The organism is Agromyces protaetiae (assembly GCF_030866785.1).
GTDB classification, from domain to species: Bacteria; Actinomycetota; Actinomycetes; order Actinomycetales; family Microbacteriaceae; genus Agromyces; species Agromyces silvae.
Genome location: NZ_CP133018.1, coordinates 3,698,137 through 3,714,000 on the forward strand (window position 1 = coordinate 3,698,137; position 15,864 = coordinate 3,714,000).

Here is a 15,864-nt window from a genome sequence, read left to right on the forward strand (position 1 = left end):
ACACCGTCGTGCTCAGCCCGGCATCACCATCACGGACTTGATGTTGCGGCCGGACTCCATGTGCTCGAACGCCTGCTCCCACTCGGCCAGCTCGTAGACGCCGCCGAGCACCGTGCTGGTGTCCAGCGCCCCCGACGCGAACAGCGCGAGCACACGCTCCCACGTGGTCCACGTGTGCGAGAACGACCCGTAGAGCGTGACCGCCTTCGCGACGAGGGGGTCCAGGCTGAAGTTCAGCGGTTGCGGACCCCAGCCGACCTTGGCGATGGACCCGAACGGACGGACGAGCTCGAGCGCCTGCTTCAGCGCGACGCTCACACCCGTCGCATCGACCACGAGGTCGGCGCCGTTGCCGTCACCGAGGGACCGGATGAGCGCAACCGGGTCCTCCTTGGTGATGTCGACCGTGTAGTCGGCGCCGAGCGCGCGGAGCGTGGCGAGTCGGTGCTCGTCGACCGGCGTTCCCAGCACGACCGTGGTCCCGGCTCCGCGGAGCCGGGCGATGAGGAGCGAGAGCGCCCCGATCGCCCCGGCGCCCTGGATGACCACGAGATCCCCCGGCGTGACCGAGGCCCGCTCCACCAGCGCGTTGAAGGCGACCGCGAACGGCTCGGTCATCGCCGCCTGCTCGAACGAGACGTTCTCGGGGATGCGATGCAGCACACGGGGCTCGGCGAGCAGCAGCTCGCCGAACGCGCCGTCGCGGACCGCACCGTACCCCTGCCGCTCAGGGCAGAGGTTGTACCGGCCGGTGCGGCACAGGGCGCAGACGCCGCAGATCGAGGCCGCGGTCTCGCACACGACGCGATCGCCGACCTCCCAGCCGGTGACGTCGGCGGCGACCGCCGCGATCACGCCGGCGGTCTCGTGTCCGAGCGTGACCGGCAAAGTCACGTCCCAGCTCTGCCCGTTCCGCCACATGTGGATGTCGGAGCCGCACACGCCGACGGCGCGTGCACTCACGAGCACCGTGCCGGGCTGGAGCTGCGGCTCGGGGACGTCCCGGATCTCGACGTCGCCGTCGCCCAGCCCGTACTTCACGAGCGCCTTCATCGGGCGGGCTCCCTCAGCTCGTGCTCGGTCAGCGCGGGCTTCGCGATGCTCGGGAGTCCCGCCGCGGCGAGGGCCTCCTCGTGCTTCTGGACACGGACCGCGGTCGATCCGCCGAAGTAGAGGTCTCTCGCCTCGCGCAGGTAGTCGACCGACTCGGCCATCTCGCCCATGCCGTTGACGCCGTCTTCGATGCTGATCCAGCCGTCGTAGCCGGCGTCCGCGAGCGTGCGGAAGATCCGTGGGTAGTCGTTCATGCCGCGCCCGATGACGCCGTGCTGCAGCAGCGGCGAGTAGCCGATCGTGCCATCGCTCTGACGGAGGTCGTCGAGGCTGCCCCCGGGCGCGAGCGACCGGTCTGAGGCCTGCATGGTCACGACGCGGTCGATGACCGTCTCGAGGAACTCGGCCGAGTCGTCGCCCGCGACGATCGCGTTCGAGGGGTCGTACTGCACACCGAAGGTCGCCCGGTCGTCGATCGCATCGACGATGGCGGTGAAGACCTCGGCCTTCTGCGCGAACTCCGGGTAGGTCCAGTGCCCGTCCTTGTAGTGGTTCTCCATCGCGAGGGTCGTCCCGAGCTCGCGTGCGATCGGGATGAGGCGCGAGTAGGCGTCGACGACCCACTCGACACCCTGCTCGATGGAGACCTCGGGATGACGCTGACCCGAGAGCACGCGCGTGCTCGCACCGCGCCCGCCGAGGCGGGCCGTGATGCGGATCATCTCGACCTCCCGGTCGAACTCGGCCGCGCGGACCTCGGGGTCGGGGTGGGTGAAGTCCGGCGAGGCGCACAACATCGGCATCTCGAACCCGGCGTCCGACAGCGCCTCGCCGACCGAGTCGACGAACGCGTCGTCGGTCTGCCAGAACATGCCGCTGTACAGTTCGAGACCCTCGGCCGGCAGCGGCTTCGCCTTCTCGATCCACTCGAACACCGTCATCGTGCGCTGCACAGCCAGTGCATCCAGGTCCCCCTTGGGGAACACGCTGATCCTCATTCACACTCCCGTTCATCGTTGAAACTAAAAGTCATACGAATAAGACTATTATGAGATTTACCGCCTGCGCCAACATCCCGTGCGCCGCAACGATGCGAAAGGAACCACGAGAGCGATGATCATCGACGGAGGCCGCCTGCAAGGCTGGGCGGCCGAACTGCTCGAGACCTGGGGTTACGACCCCGACGACGCGGCCTACCTCGCCGAGACCCTCGTCGATGCGAACCTGCGCGGCGTGGACTCGCACGGGGTCATCCGGCTGCCCGCGTATCGCGCCCGCATCGACGCAGGCCTGGTCGTCCCGGGCGCACACCCGGTCGTCGAGCGCTCCGGCGCCGTCGTGCGCATCGACGCGGCCGGCGCCCCCGGGCAGCTCGCAGCCCGGGTCGCCGTCGACGAGATTGACCGATTGAGCTCCGAGCACGGCATCGCGACCGCGGCCGTCCGCGGCAGCACGCACTTCGGCACCGCGGGGTTCTATGCGCGCGCTCTCGCCCGCCGCGGCAAGGTCGCACTCGTCGTGTCGAACTCCGAACCGATCGTCGTGCCGTTCGGCGGACGTGAGGCGCTGCTCGGCACCAACCCGTTCGCGTTCGCGGCCCCGACCAGCGGCGATCCGGTCAGCCTCGACATGGCGACGAGCACCAGCGCGATGGGCAAGGTGCTGCTCGCCCAGGCCAAGGGCACGCCGATCCCCGGGGACTGGGGCGTCGACGCGCAGGGCGTGCCGACCACCGACCCGGACGCGGTGACCGCCCTCCTCCCCGCAGGCGGACCGAAGGGGTACGGACTCGGCTTCCTCATCGAGGTGCTGGGCGGCGTCCTGACCGGCGCCGCAGTCGCCGGCGACATCGGGAACATGTACAGCGACTTCAGCAAGCCCCAGGACGTCGGGCACTGGATGATGGCCCTCGACGTGTCGCGGTTCATCCCGCTCGACGACTTCGTGACCCGCATGGACGGGCTCATCGACGCCGCGCACGCGACCGCCCCCGCACCGGGCTTCGATCAGGTCCTGATCCCCGGGGAACCCGAGGAGTCGACGCGGCGATCCCGCGTGGAATCCGGCATCGACCTTCCCGAGGCGACCGCCGAGGAACTCATCGCACTCGGAAAGGCGAGCGCGATCGCCTTCCCGGGCGACGGCTCCACGATCGGCGGCCGCGCATGAAGCTGCTCGTCCCCGACCACGTGGCCTTCGAGACCACGATCCCGGGTGTCGTCGTCGTCCCGTTCGACCCCACCGTCCCGATCCCCGACGAGCACACCGACGCACAGGGCCTCGTGGGGTGGGGCATGCCGAACGAGCTCTTCGCCGACGCGGCGTCGCGCCTCGGCCGGCTCGAATGGCTCCAGCTGCTCTCGGCGGGCAGCGATGCCGCCCTCGCGGCCGGCTTCCGGCCCGAGGTCGCCATTATGAGCGGCCGGTCGTTGCACGACGCCCCGGTCGCCGAGCATGCGCTCGCGCTGACCCTTGCCGCGGCACGCCGCCTGCACTCACTCGTCCGGGCGCAGATCGGCCACCGCTGGGCCGGCGAGTTCGGCGGGATCCAGCCCGAGCCCAGCCCCGGGCTGTTCTCCACGCTCCGCAACGCCAACGTCGTCATCTGGGGATACGGCAGCATCGGCTCGACGCTCTCACCGCACCTCATCGCGCTCGGCGCCGACGTCACGGGCGTGGCGACCCGTACGCGCACCGCGGGCGACGTCCAGGTGGTGACCCCGGCCCAGCTGCCGCAGATCCTGCCCTCGGCCGACGTGCTGATCATGATCCTGCCGTCGACCCCGCAGACCGACGGCGCGCTCGACGCCGACCTGATCGCGGCGCTCCCGGCCCACGCGTGGGTCGTGAACGTGGGCCGCGGCAGCACCATCGACGAATCCGCGCTGATCGACGCGCTCCGCGACGGGCGGATCGGCGGCGCCGCGCTCGACGTGACCGTGCAGGAACCGCTTCCGCCGAGCTCCCCACTCTGGGACCTGACGAACGTCATCCTCACGCCGCACTCGGCGGGCGGTCGCCCGCTCGGCGCGGCCGAGCTCATCGAGGAGAACCTCACCGCCCACCTGCGCGGCACCCCGCTGCGCAACCTCGTCACCCCACGCAGAGAGGCCTGACCGTGTCGACGTCCATCCGCCAGCTCACCCGCGAGACCCTCACCAGGCCACTCGTGCAGATCTCGCTCGACCTGACCAACAATGCCGAGGCCCTCCGCACCGCGGCCATCGCCGTCGAGGCCGGGGCCGACTGGATCGAGGTCGGCACCCCGCTCGTGCTGGCCGAGGGCCTGCACGCCGTGCGCGCGCTGCGCAAGGAGTTCCCCGACCATCCGCTCATCGTGGACCTGAAGACCATGGACGGCGGCTACCTCGAGGCCGAGATGATGGGCGATGCCGGCGCGGACGCCGTGATCGTCATGGGCCGCGCCCACGATGCGACCGTCGACGCCGTGGTCGCCGCGGGCGACCGGTTCGGCATGCTGGTCATGGGCGATGACCTCGGCGCACCCGATCGGGTCGCGGAGTGCGCACGCCTGGAGTCGCTCGGGGTCGGCATGGTCATCCACCACATCGGCTACGACCACCGGAACGCCCACCCCGACTGGGGTCTCACTCCGCTGACGGATCTCGAGGCGATCGTCGCCGCGACCACGGTCCCGGTGCAGGCCGTCGGCGGACTCACCATCGATCAGGCGGTGGGATGCCCCGAGATCGGCGCGCCGGTCGTCGTGTTCGGCGCGCCGCTGGCGATCGACGGCAAGTCGTTCTCGGCCGCCGACGGCGATCTGCTCGGCGTGCTCACCGAGGCGTGCGACCGGGTGCACCGCGCGCCCATCCGCTACCCCGCGCGCTGATGCCGTGCCCGGCGGCCGGAGGGGTTCCGGCCGCCGGGCCGACTCGCTAGGGTCAGGGCCGACGCGCTCGACGAGGAGGGCGACGGTGTGACCGGCGCGACGACCTGACCGGCGCACGTCGCACGACGCGCGCGCCGCGAGCCGCTATGCGCGGGTGGGAAGCGTCAGGATCTCACACCCGCGGTCCGTGATCGCGATGGTGTGCTCGGAGTGGGCTGCACGAGCGCCGGTCGCACTGCGCAGCGTCCAGCCGTCGGCGTCGGTGACGAACTCGTCAGTGTCGGCCATCACCCACGGCTCGAGCGCCAGGAGAAGACCGGGCCGGAGCCGGTAGCCCCGCCCGGGTCGCCCGACATTCGCAACATGAGGGTCCTGATGCATCGTCGAACCGATTCCGTGACCACCGAAGTCCGTGTTCACGGTGAACCCAGCCGAGAGCAGCACCTCGCCGATCGCCGAGGAGATGTCTCCGATTCGTGCGCCCGGGCGGGCTGCCGCGATGCCGGCGGCGAGCGCATGTTCGGTCGCCTCGATCAGTGCGAGGTCGGAGACGGTCGCCGACCCGCCGATCACGAAGCTGATGGCTGCGTCGGCCGCGATCCCGTCCTTGGACACCGCGAGGTCGAGCGTCAGAAGGTCCCCGTCGGCGAGCGCGTAGTCGTGCGGCATCCCGTGCAGCACGGCGTCGTTGACCGCCGTGCAGATGTAGTGGCCGAACCTGCCGGGCGCGAACGACGGAGCGTAATCGACGTAACACGATCGCGCGCCGGCCTTCACGATCATCTCCTGCGTCCACCGGTCGATCTCTCGCAGGTTCGTTCCCACCCGACTGCGGGTCTTGAGGGTCTGCAGAATGTCCGCGACCAGTGCTCCGGCCACCCGCGCGCGGTCGACTTCGCGCGGGGAGAGTATTTGAATCATCCAATAACCATACCGGTACAATCATACCGGTACTAGAATCGTCGCATGATGGTCAGGCTTCCACTCTCCCCTGACGAGGTCGAACGCGGTCAGCGGTTGGGCGCGCTCCTGCGCCGTGCCCGGGGTGAACGCTCGATGCTCGCCATCGCGATTGACGCAGGCATCTCGCCTGAGACCCTGCGGAAGATCGAGACGGGGCGGATCGCAACGCCCGCGTTCCCGACCGTCGCTGCGATCGCCGGCGTACTGGGGCTCTCACTCGACGCCGTGTGGGCCGACCTCAACGGCCCGGTGGGCACCGCGCCTCCGCCGCCGGCGGCCGACCTCCGAGTTTCGTGACGCCCCGGGGTTGCGGCCGCCCGCAGCGCGCGTAGGGTCGGCCCCAACACGCGGATGGAAGGTTACGGGAGATGAGCTCGATCGTGGTGCAGACGTTTCTGACCCTCGACGGCGTCGCGCAGGCGCCGGGCGGTTCCGAGGAGGACCGCGAAGACGGCTTCGAGCATGGCGGGTGGCAGTTCACCTACGACATGGCCGAGGTCGGCGAGTTGGTGGGCGAGTGGGAGTCGAAGACGGAGGCGCTCCTGCTCGGCCGCAAGACGTATGACATCTTCTCGAACTCCTGGGGTGTGTGGGACGAGGACGCCGAGGGGCCGGAAGGCGACCTCACCAGGCTCTACAACCGGGTTCCGAAGTACGTCGCGTCGCGCACGTTGACCGAGCTCGGCTGGCAGAACTCGCACCTGCTCGGAGACGACGTCCCCGCCGCGGTGGCCGGCCTGCGCGACGAACCGGGCGGCGAGATCCGCGTCTGGGGCAGCACCGTCCTGATCAAGAGCCTGGCCGAGCACGACCTGATCGACGAGTATCGGCTCGTCGTCTACCCGCTCGTGATCGGCACCGGCAAGCGGCTGTTCTCGGACGGGTTCCCCTTCAGCCGGCTCGCCCTGGCCGACAGCCGGACGCTCGACGGGGGCGTCGTCGTCAGCACGTACCGCCGCGCCACCTGAGCCGCACCACCTGAGCCGCGCCACCTGAGCCGCGCCACGACTCAGCACGGCACGACAGTGCGCGCGAACGGTCGCGGATGGCGGGTCCGGTCGCTGGACACCCGCCATCCGCGACCGTTCGGCGCGTCAGTCCCGCGCGGGCTCGCTCGCGCGGTCTCCCGTGGGCTCGCTCGGGTCGGCCGTCTGGATGGGCTCGCCGGCGAACTCCTCGCGATCCGCCTTTGCGGCGTCGCCGCGGGTCTTCACGAGGCTCGCGACGGTGGCGACCGCGATGGTCGCGCCGATGAAGGACAACGAGAACCAGATCGGGATCTCGGGCGCCCATTCGACGCCCTGGCCACCGTTGATGAACGGCAGCTCGTTCACGTGCAGGGCGTGCAGCACGAGCTTGACACCGATGAAGCCGAGGATGACCGCAAGACCCTGCGCGAGGTACACGAGGCGCTCGAGCAGGCCGCCGATGAGGAAGTAGAGCTGCCGGAGCCCCATCAGTGCGAACGCGTTCGCCGTGAAGACGAGGTACGCCTCCTCGGTGAGCCCGTAGATCGCGGGGATCGAGTCGAGCGCGAAGACGAGGTCGATGAAGCCGATCGCGATGATCGTGAGGAGCATCGGCGTGACGAAGCGCTTGCCACCCTGCTTGACGGTGAGCTTGTCCTCGTGGAACTCGTCGGTGACGGGGAGGATGCGGCGCACGAAGCGCATGAACCGGTTGTTCGCCGGGTTCGTCTCGTGGTCGCCGAACGCCTGCCGGTACGCCAGCACGAGCAGCAGCGCGCCGAACAGGTAGAAGGCCCATGAGAAGTTCTCGATCAGCGCCGCGCCCGCGGCGATGAACGCGCCGCGAAGGATCAGCGCGATCACGATGCCGATCATCAGCACCTTCTGCTGATACTTCTTCGGCACCGCGAAGCCCGTCATGACGATGAGGAACACGAACAGGTTGTCGATCGACAGCGCCTTCTCGGTCAAGTACCCCGCGAAGTACTCACCACCGAAGCCCCAGCCCGAGACCATGCCGACGCCGACGCCGAAGATCAGGGCGAGGCTGATGTAGAACACCGACCAGCGAGCGGACTCGCCGATCGTGGGCTCGTGCGGCTTGCGCACGTGCGCGAAGAACTCGTAGACGAAGAACGCGATCGTGATGGCGATCGTGATCGCCCAGACCAGGGGCGTGACCTGCATGGGTACTCCAGACGTCGGCGGACTGATGTCGCCAAGGTCTTCTCCATCTCACGGTCGTGAGACCGACGGCCCGAAACGCATCGATGCGTTCGTATTGACGAGCTCGCCGCGGAGGAGTACTCCCCTTGTTCTCGTCTACCCTACCTCGTCTCGCCGACCGTCGCGGTCGACCCCCGGTAGGTCGCGGTCGACCCCCAGTAGAGGGGTGTTGTCGTGCCCGAATTCAGGCTGTGAGAATTTGCGCATACCGTGCGGTGAATCGGGGACGCCTCATCCCCGGGGGGTCACCGAGCGGTCGTGCGGAGATCCGTCGGGGGACGGATCTCCGCCCCACAGCCCGCGACGACCGGTCAGTCGCGACGACCGGGGCAGCCGCGACGACCAGTCAGCCGCGACGACCGGTCACTCGTCGACGATCTCCGCGTCCACGACCTCGTCGTCGACCGGGATCGGGTCGGCCCGGCCGACCGTGAGCGAGTCGCCGTCGGGCGCGAGCCCGACGAGCACGGTGTCCCCGTCGCGGATCTCGCCGGCGAGCAGCGCCCGCGCGAGCCGGTCGTCGACCTCTTTCTGCATGAGTCGCCGCAGCGGGCGGGCGCCGTACAGCGGGTCGTACCCGCGCTCGGCGAGCCAGGCCCGCGCGTCGGGCGTGACGCCGAGTTGCAGCCGGCGCTCGTGCAGTCGCCGCGCGAGTCGGTCGATGTAGAGGTTCACGATCTCGGCGAGTTCCTGCTCGCTCAGCGCGGAGAACACCACGATGTCGTCGAGCCGGTTCACGAACTCGGGCTTGAAGGCCTGCCGCACGGTTGCGAGCACGGCCTCCTCCTTCTCCTCGCGGCTGAGCGACGGGTCGATGAGGTACTGCGAGCCGAGGTTCGAGGTGAGGATCAGGATGACGTTTCGGAAGTCGACCGTTCGGCCCTGGCCGTCGGTGAGCCGGCCGTCGTCGAGCACCTGCAGCAGCACGTCGAACACCTCGGGGTGCGCCTTCTCGACCTCGTCGAGCAGGATCACCGAGTACGGCCGGCGACGCACGGCCTCCGTGAGCTGCCCGCCCTGCTCGTACCCGACGTAGCCGGGAGGAGCGCCCACGAGCCGGGAGACCGAGAACTTCTCGCCGTACTCGGACATGTCGATCCGCACCATGGCGTGCTCGTCGTCGAACAGGAACTCGGCGAGCGCCTTCGCGAGCTCGGTCTTGCCGACACCTGTGGGACCGAGGAAGAGGAACGAGCCGGTCGGCCGGTTCGGGTCGCTGAGGCCCGCCCGCGAGCGGCGCACGGCATCGGCGACCGCGGCGACCGCGGGCTTCTGGCCGATGAGCCGCTTGCCGAGCTCCGCCTCGAGGTGCAGCAGCTTCTCGGTCTCGCCCTGCATGAGCTTGCCGACCGGGATGCCCGTCCACGCCGAGATGACCGCGGCGATGTCCTCTTCGGTGACCTGCTCGTTCACCATGCGGGGCTCGCCCGCGGCATTGCCGGCGGCATCCGCCTGCTCGGCCGCGTCGAGGTCGCGCTTGAGGTTCGCGATCGTCTCGTACTCGAGCCGCGAGGCCTTCGCATAGTCGCCCTCGCGCAGCGCGAGGTCGCGCTGCGTGATCGCCTCGTCGAGCTGCTTCTTGAGCTCACCGACCCGGTTCAGCCCCATGCGCTCGCGCGACCACCGCTCCTCGAGCGCCGCCAACTCGCGTTCGTTCTCGATCAGGCTCTCGCGCAGCTTCGCGAGCCGCTCCTTCGACGCGTCGTCCTTCTCTTTCTTGAGGGCGAGCTCCTCGAGCTTCATCCGGTCGACGACGCGCTTCAGCTGGTCGATCTCGACGGGCGAGGAGTCGATCTCCATCTTGAGCCGCGACATCGCCTCGTCGACGAGGTCGATGGCCTTGTCGGGCAGCTGCCGCGCGGTGATGTAGCGGTTCGAGAGCGACGCGGCGGCCACGAGCGCGGCATCCGTGATGGTGACGCCGTGGTGCGCCTCGTAGCGGCCCTTGAGGCCGCGGAGGATCGCGACCGTGTCTTCGACCGTCGGCTCGCCGACGTAGACCTGCTGGAAGCGGCGCTCGAGCGCGGCGTCCTTCTCGATGTACTCGCGGTACTCGTTGAGCGTGGTCGCGCCGATCAGGTGCAGCTCGCCGCGCGCGAGCATGGGCTTCAGCATGTTGGAGGCCGCGACGGAGCCCTCGCCGCCGCCGGCACCCATGAGCAGGTGCAGCTCGTCGACGAAGGTGATGATCTCGCCCTCGGACTCGTCGATCTCTTTGAGCACGCTCTTCAGGCGTTCTTCGAACTGGCCACGGTACATGGCGCCCGCGACGAGCGCGGCGATGTCGAGCGAGACGAGGCGCTTGCCCTTCAGCGACTCGGCGACGTCACCGGCGACGATGCGCTGCGCGAGGCCCTCGACGACCGCGGTCTTGCCCACGCCGGGCTCACCGATGAGCACGGGGTTGTTCTTGGTGCGGCGCGTGAGCACCTGACTGACGCGCCGGATCTCGGCATCCCGCCCGATGACCGGGTCGAGCTTGCCCGCTTTCGCGAGCGCGGTGAGGTCGACGCCGAACTGTTCGAGCGCCGACTTCTGCTCCTCCTGGGAGTTCGGCGCACCCTGCATGTTCGCCAAGGTGAGTTCCCTTCCACTTCAAACTTGAGTCTATTGAACTCAACTTTGCCCGCGAGGTCAAGACCCCGTGGCCGGACCTTCGGGGAACGTTCGGGAACTTCATGGTTTTGCAAGGAAAACTGAAAGGCGTCACCGTCTCGCGAGCACCGGGGAGCCGCATGCAGAAGCGCACCAAGATCATCGTCGCCTCGATCGTCGCGGGGGTGGTCGTGCTCGGCGCGACCGCCGCCATCGCCGGCCCGATCATCTACCGCGACGTCATCGTCGGCGAGGCCGAGGCGGCGCCGAGCGTCACCGCGGCGCCGAGCGCGTCGGCCGAGACCGGCTCGACCGACACCGCGGACCTGTCGGGTGCCTGGGCGGTCGGGTCGGGATCGTACGCGGGCTACCGCGTCGACGAGGTCTTGAACGGCACGGATGTCACGGTCGTCGGCCGCACCGAGCAGGTGACGGGCGCGCTGCAGGTCGAGGGGCTCTCGCTCACGGCCGCCGAACTCACGGTCGACGTCGCGTCGATCGAGACGGACTCGGGCAACCGCGACGACTACTTCCGCGAGAACGCCGTGCGCGTCGACGAGCACCCGACCGCGACGTTCGTGCTGACCGAGGCGATCACGACCGACGAGGCACCCGCCGTGGGCGAGGTGCAGACCATCCAGGCGACCGGCGACCTCACACTCGCCGGCGTCACCCGGTCGGTGACGGTCGAGCTGGAGGCCGTGCTGAACGGCGAAACCGGTCAGGTCGCCGGGAGCATCCCGATCACGTTCGCCGACTTCGGCGTCGAGGCGCCCAACCTCGGCTTCGTGTCGGTCGAGCCGACCGGCTTCATCGAGTTCTCGCTCGAGCTCGAGCGCGCGTAGCGCGGAGGCATCCGCCCGCGCGCTCGCTCGCTCGCCCACTGCACGCCCGGCCGCTGGGCGTCGGACAGCCGCGCCTCGATCAGCAGCGCCTCAGAAAGTGGGATGCACGTCACATCCTGGGACGGAGTGCGGATCGGCAGACGTTCCAACCCACTTTCCGACTTCCAACGCGCGGCGGGAGGCGGTCCGGAGTGGCGCTCTGCGAGACCGAGACCGGGTCAGCGCCGAAGGGATCGCGCGAGACGGGCGTCGAGACCGAGCCTGACCGTCGGCCATTCGTCGTCGGTGATCGAGAAGACGACCGTGTCGCGCAGGGTGCCGTCCTCGAAGACCGTGTGCTTGCGCAGGACGCCGTCCTGCTTCGCGCCCAGGCGCGCGATCGCGGCGCGCGACTGGTGGTTGTGCCAGTGCGTCCGGAACTCGACCGCGATGCAGTGCAGATCGTCGAACGCCCGTGCGAGCAGCAGCCGCTTCGCCTCGGCGTTGATGCCGGTGCGCTGCGCCTCGACTCCGAGCCAGGTCGAGCCGATCTCCAGACGCCGGTTCCCGGGGTCGAGGTGGAGGTAGGTCGTCATGCCGATCGCCCGGCCGGTCCGAGCATCGACGACGGCCCACGGCGCCATCTTCCCATCGGCGTGCAGTCGCCGCCGGCGCTCGATCTCCGCGACCATGCCGTCGGGCGACGGGATGCGCGTGTACCACGTGCGCCAGAGCTCGTCGACGGCCACCGCCTCGGCGAGTGCGTCGGCGTGGTCGACCGAGAGGGGCTCGAGGCGCGTCAGCGATCCCGAGAGCGTCGGTGTCGAGGCGAAGTCCGTATCAGCATGCACGAGGCCACGGTACCGTCGACCGCGGTGCGCTTCGCGCCGGTCACGTATGCGCCGTCGCCGGCCTCAGTCGGATTCGCCGGGCGCGAGCCCGACCTCCTCTTCGCCCCCGCCCTCGCCGTGCAGATGGCGGATGTCTTCGGCGACCTCGCCGGCCGTCTCGTCGGCGCGGCTGCCGGGGTCGTGACCTCCGTCGTCGAGGGACCCCGCCTGCCCTCGCCGGCCCTGCGGTCCGCCGACGATGCCGGAACCGAACGCCGCCTGGATGCCGATGCTCATCACCTCGGGCTCTTCACCGTATGCCCCGTGCCGATCGCTCATGATCACGCTCCTCGCCGTCTCGGCCGATCGTACGCCGCCGCTCGGGCGGCCACACCCCTGGCTTGCCCGCGAGACGACGTCGCGCGAGCAGTCCCCGACGCGGGCCGCGCCAGCCACACCCCGGCAGCCCCGGCAGCTCGGATGCCCCGGGGCGGGCCCGGGGCATCCGAGGTCTCTGTGGGCGTGCGCGGCCAGGCCCGCGTCGCGCAGACGCCGGAGTTCGAGCGCGCCCGGCGGCGCCCGAGACCGAGAGGCTCACGGTCGAAGATGGCCCGTCGGCAACGGATACGCGCCGTCGGGTTTCACGACGATGAACAGTCGGCGCCCGCGCGGATGCAGGTGGAATGCGCTCGCCCTGGAACGCGTTAGCCTCGGAAAGGACGACTGAGGAGGACCGTAGATGCCGTTGCAGGGTGAGTACGCGCCGAGCACCGCCGAGTGGGCGCGGACGCAGGCCGAGACGTTCGAGCAGACCGCGGGCGCGGAGGCGAACGAGATGCAGGGCCGGCCGATCGTCGTGCTGACGACGCTCGGTGCGAAGTCCGGCAAGCTCCGCAAGACCGCGCTCATGCGCGTCGAGCACGACGGTGAGTACGCCGTCGTCGCCTCGAAGGGTGGCGCACCCGACCAGCCCGCCTGGTACTACAACCTCGTCGCGAACCCCGGCGTCGAGCTGCAGGACGGCGCCGCGAAGCACGACTACGTCGCGCGCGAGGTTCAGGGTGCCGAGCGCGACGCCTGGTGGGCCCGCGCGAACGAGACCTGGCCGCACTACGACGAGTACCAGACGAAGACCGACCGGCAGATCCCGGTCTTCGTGCTCACGCGCGTCTGATCGGCCCGCGGCCCGTCACATCGATCACGGGGTCGAGGCGCGACGCGCGTCGAGGTCGGTCATGATCCCGACACGCGGCCTTCGACGCCTGGCGCCCATCGACGAACGGGTCAGAGCCGCCGCATCGTGAACGCCGACGCCAGCAGCCGGCGCATCGGCCAGACGGCGAGTACCCGGACGAGCCGGTTCCGAGCCGCAAGTCGCACGCCGGCGGCGGGCGCGCCCATGGTCATGTTGAACGCCGCCTGCCGGGTGGCGCGGAGCGCCGCGGACCGCCGAGCCCGGTCGTAGTCCCCGAACGGGGTCGCGGGTGCACCCTCGGCGAGTGCGCGAGCGAGCTCGGCGTCGAGCCGCACGGCGTCGAGCCAGCCGAGGTTCATGCCCTGCCCGCCGATCGGGCTGACTTCGTGGGCCGCATCGCCCACGAGCGCGATGCGGCCGTGCGCGAACCGGTCGGCCAGGTGCTGACGTGCCGCGAACGCGCTCGGCTCGGTCGCGGTCGCGAGGTCGACGGATGCCTCGGTGCGCGCGGCGACGATCGTGGCCAGCGCCGCCGGGGTGAGCGGGGCGGGCGTGCGCCGCACCCAGGCCACCCATCGACGGCGCCCACCGGGCAACGGGAACGACTCGACCACGCCCGCCGGTTCGAACCGCAGCAGGGCGGTGGCCGGGGCATCCGTCGTGTCGTCGCTGTCGCCCATGATGTACTCGGCGCTGCCGCGCCGCGCCCGCCACCCGATACCGGCGAGCCCCCGCACCGTGCTGCGCACGCCGTCGGCCCCGACCACGTATCGCGCGCGCACCACCTCCATGCCGCTCGATGGGCGACTCCGCGTGCCCGTGTCGCCCGAAGGGACCTCTCCAGCTGAACGCGGACGCGATTCCAGCGACACGGCGCGGCCATGTCCCGCGAGCGCACCCGCAGCGGCGGGCGAAGCAGCGATTCGGGCGACACCGCGAACGATCACCTCGACGCGGCCGTCGACCGTGCGCAGGCCGTCAACCGCGGTCCCCCGCCGCAGGGCGGCCGGGGCGAGCTCGGCCAGCCGGGCCTCCAGCAGCCGCTCGGTCTCGCGCTGCGGCAGCGACCAGACGTGCTCGTCGTCGAACGCGAGGCGGCCGAGCTCGCGGCCCTCGCAGGTCACGACGCCGTCGCGGATCGGCACGCCGAGGCGGCGCACGTCGGCGCCGACGCCCGCCGCGTCGAGAGCCCGCAGCCCGGGTGGATGGATGCCGATCGCGCGCGTGCGCTCGCCCGCGCCCGTACGCCGCTCCAGCACGACGACGTCGAGACCCCGCTGCGCGAGCAGGCACGCGAGCAGCAGGCCGACGGCGCCCGCGCCGACGATCGCGACGTCGTGCACCGCACCATCCACAGGCCCAGCGACCTCACGCACCGCACCATCCGCCGATCGAGGATGGAGCGCCAGCGACCGTATCGAGCCCCCGCGAGCTACGCGTTCCTCGGGACCACCGAGTCGCGAAACGCGTCCTCCTCCGTGGGGCGCAACCCCGCCGGCGTGCTCATCGCCGGGCGCAACCCCGCCGGCGGGCCGACCCGCGGAACCACGACCCGTCACAGGGGCGCCTCCCAGACGACCTCCAGCCGCGATGGGAAGCCGCGGCGGACGCGCCAGCCCGGTGGCAGCGCCGCGGCGAGCTCGGCCGCCGTGTGACTGCGGCGGATCGAGGTCAGCCCGTCGGGCCTGATGAAGGACCCGCGCAGCAGGTTCGGCTCGAACGGCAGCGTGCCGAGCCAGAACGCCGCATACCCGTGCCGTGTGCGCTCGATGTCGCCGTGCACGGCCACGCCTCCCGGGGCGACGAGCCGTTCGGAGTCCGCGAGCAGCGCACCGAGCTCGCGACCGTCGAGATGGTGCAGCACATGGTTCGAGGTGACCACGTCGAACCAGTCGCCGGCGGTCACGAGCTCGCGGGTCGACACGCCCCGCAGCTCGAGGCCCGGCATCGGCGGGCGGCGCCGGGCGAAGTCGATCGCTCGCTCGTCCGGGTCGATCGCCACGATCTCCAGCGGCAGGCCGTCGGCGTGCGCCCAGCGCAGCAGCCGGCGCGGCAGATCGGCGCCGCCGGTGCCCACGTCGAGCAGCCGGCCGATGTCGCCGACCGCAGCGCGGCGCCGCAGCCGCGGCCGGATCCAGCTGCGGTACACCGCGCGCTGGCCGGAGACCACGGCGTTCACGAGCCCGAACCGTTCGTAGGTGCGCTCGAGCATGGCGGGGTCGCACGCGGGGTCGTCCATGAGCTCACGCGCGGCGTCGTCGCGTGCGGCCAGCCCGCGGCGCGACGCTCCGCCCGAGGCATCCGCCCGCTCGTCGCGCCCACCGGCGCCGCGCGAGGCGCGTGCCCCGGTCGCCAC

At 70.6% G+C, this 15,864-nt stretch carries 16 protein-coding genes; 7 read left to right on the forward strand and 9 right to left on the reverse strand.

What is annotated here, in order from left to right:
- Positions 1-12: 12 nt before the first annotated feature.
- Both QU602_RS16895 and QU602_RS16900 read right to left on the reverse strand, forming a co-directional pair.
- Positions 13-1,053 (reverse strand): zinc-binding dehydrogenase, encoded by a 1,041-nt coding sequence (locus QU602_RS16895; protein ID WP_308797616.1) that lies wholly within the window; start codon positions 1,051-1,053, stop codon positions 13-15.
- Positions 1,050-2,039, reverse strand: coding sequence for a sugar phosphate isomerase/epimerase family protein (locus QU602_RS16900; protein WP_308797617.1), 990 nt, complete (start codon positions 2,037-2,039; stop codon positions 1,050-1,052). The genes QU602_RS16895 and QU602_RS16900 overlap by 4 nt, the downstream gene beginning before the upstream one ends.
- A 127-nt stretch (positions 2,040-2,166) precedes the next feature.
- On the opposite strand from QU602_RS16900, the gene QU602_RS16905 reads away from it, so the two are divergent.
- The 3 genes from QU602_RS16905 to QU602_RS16915 are packed head-to-tail and all read left to right on the forward strand — an operon-like array spanning position 2,167 to position 4,906.
- Positions 2,167-3,222 carry an Ldh family oxidoreductase gene (locus QU602_RS16905; RefSeq protein ID WP_308797618.1) on the forward strand — a complete coding sequence of 352 codons (1,056 nt, stop codon included), beginning with the start codon at positions 2,167-2,169 and terminating at the stop codon, positions 3,220-3,222.
- Positions 3,219-4,169: an NAD(P)-dependent oxidoreductase gene (locus QU602_RS16910; protein WP_308797619.1), complete on the forward strand. Its 951-nt coding sequence runs from the start codon at positions 3,219-3,221 to the stop codon at positions 4,167-4,169. Before QU602_RS16905 ends, QU602_RS16910 begins: the two co-directional genes overlap by 4 nt.
- Positions 4,170-4,171: 2 nt before the next feature.
- Entirely contained in the window at positions 4,172-4,906 is a 735-nt protein-coding gene (locus QU602_RS16915) for an orotidine 5'-phosphate decarboxylase / HUMPS family protein (RefSeq protein WP_308797620.1), read from the forward strand.
- A gap of 144 nt (positions 4,907-5,050) precedes the next feature.
- On the opposite strand, the gene map is transcribed toward QU602_RS16915, so the two are convergent.
- Complete coding sequence (gene map, locus QU602_RS16920) at positions 5,051-5,827, reverse strand: type I methionyl aminopeptidase (RefSeq protein ID WP_308800217.1); 777 nt, start codon at positions 5,825-5,827, stop codon at positions 5,051-5,053.
- A gap of 48 nt (positions 5,828-5,875) precedes the next feature.
- Here map and QU602_RS16925 point away from each other — a divergent pair, with 48 nt between their 5' ends.
- Entirely contained in the window at positions 5,876-6,166 is a 291-nt protein-coding gene (locus QU602_RS16925) for a helix-turn-helix domain-containing protein (protein WP_308800218.1), read from the forward strand.
- Positions 6,167-6,237: 71 nt separating this feature from the next.
- Positions 6,238-6,837, forward strand: coding sequence for a dihydrofolate reductase family protein (locus QU602_RS16930; RefSeq protein WP_308797621.1), 600 nt, complete (start codon positions 6,238-6,240; stop codon positions 6,835-6,837).
- Positions 6,838-6,963: 126 nt separating this feature from the next.
- Here QU602_RS16930 and QU602_RS16935 read toward each other — a convergent pair whose 3' ends face one another.
- Both QU602_RS16935 and QU602_RS16940 read right to left on the reverse strand, forming a co-directional pair.
- The gene (locus tag QU602_RS16935; protein WP_308797622.1) at positions 6,964-8,025 is read right to left on the reverse strand and encodes a TerC family protein; all 1,062 of its coding nucleotides are present in this window, start codon (positions 8,023-8,025) and stop codon (positions 6,964-6,966) included.
- Positions 8,026-8,427: 402 nt separating this feature from the next.
- Positions 8,428-10,632 carry an ATP-dependent Clp protease ATP-binding subunit gene (locus QU602_RS16940; RefSeq protein WP_308800219.1) on the reverse strand — a complete coding sequence of 735 codons (2,205 nt, stop codon included), beginning with the start codon at positions 10,630-10,632 and terminating at the stop codon, positions 8,428-8,430.
- Between the two features lie 167 nt (positions 10,633-10,799).
- Between QU602_RS16940 and QU602_RS16945 the strand changes: the two genes are divergently transcribed.
- Positions 10,800-11,504: a YceI family protein gene (locus QU602_RS16945; RefSeq protein ID WP_308797623.1), complete on the forward strand. Its 705-nt coding sequence runs from the start codon at positions 10,800-10,802 to the stop codon at positions 11,502-11,504.
- 218 nt (positions 11,505-11,722) lie between these two features.
- Here the strand turns inward: QU602_RS16945 and QU602_RS16950 are convergent, their stop codons facing one another.
- Together QU602_RS16950 and QU602_RS16955 are read right to left on the reverse strand one after the other, a co-directional pair.
- A complete protein-coding gene (locus tag QU602_RS16950) occupies positions 11,723-12,334 on the reverse strand; it encodes a GNAT family N-acetyltransferase (protein WP_308797624.1) in 612 nt (203 codons plus the stop codon).
- Positions 12,335-12,397: 63 nt separating this feature from the next.
- Positions 12,398-12,652: a hypothetical protein gene (locus QU602_RS16955; protein ID WP_308797625.1), complete on the reverse strand. Its 255-nt coding sequence runs from the start codon at positions 12,650-12,652 to the stop codon at positions 12,398-12,400.
- 400 nt (positions 12,653-13,052) lie between these two features.
- On the opposite strand from QU602_RS16955, the gene QU602_RS16960 reads away from it, so the two are divergent.
- Positions 13,053-13,487 carry a nitroreductase family deazaflavin-dependent oxidoreductase gene (locus tag QU602_RS16960; protein WP_308797626.1) on the forward strand — a complete coding sequence of 145 codons (435 nt, stop codon included), beginning with the start codon at positions 13,053-13,055 and terminating at the stop codon, positions 13,485-13,487.
- Positions 13,488-13,597: 110 nt separating this feature from the next.
- Here the strand turns inward: QU602_RS16960 and QU602_RS16965 are convergent, their stop codons facing one another.
- Positions 13,598-14,851 (reverse strand): FAD-dependent oxidoreductase, encoded by a 1,254-nt coding sequence (locus QU602_RS16965; protein WP_308797627.1) that lies wholly within the window; start codon positions 14,849-14,851, stop codon positions 13,598-13,600.
- 212 nt (positions 14,852-15,063) lie between these two features.
- The gene (locus QU602_RS16970) at positions 15,064-15,864 is read right to left on the reverse strand and encodes a methyltransferase domain-containing protein (protein ID WP_308797628.1); all 801 of its coding nucleotides are present in this window, start codon (positions 15,862-15,864) and stop codon (positions 15,064-15,066) included.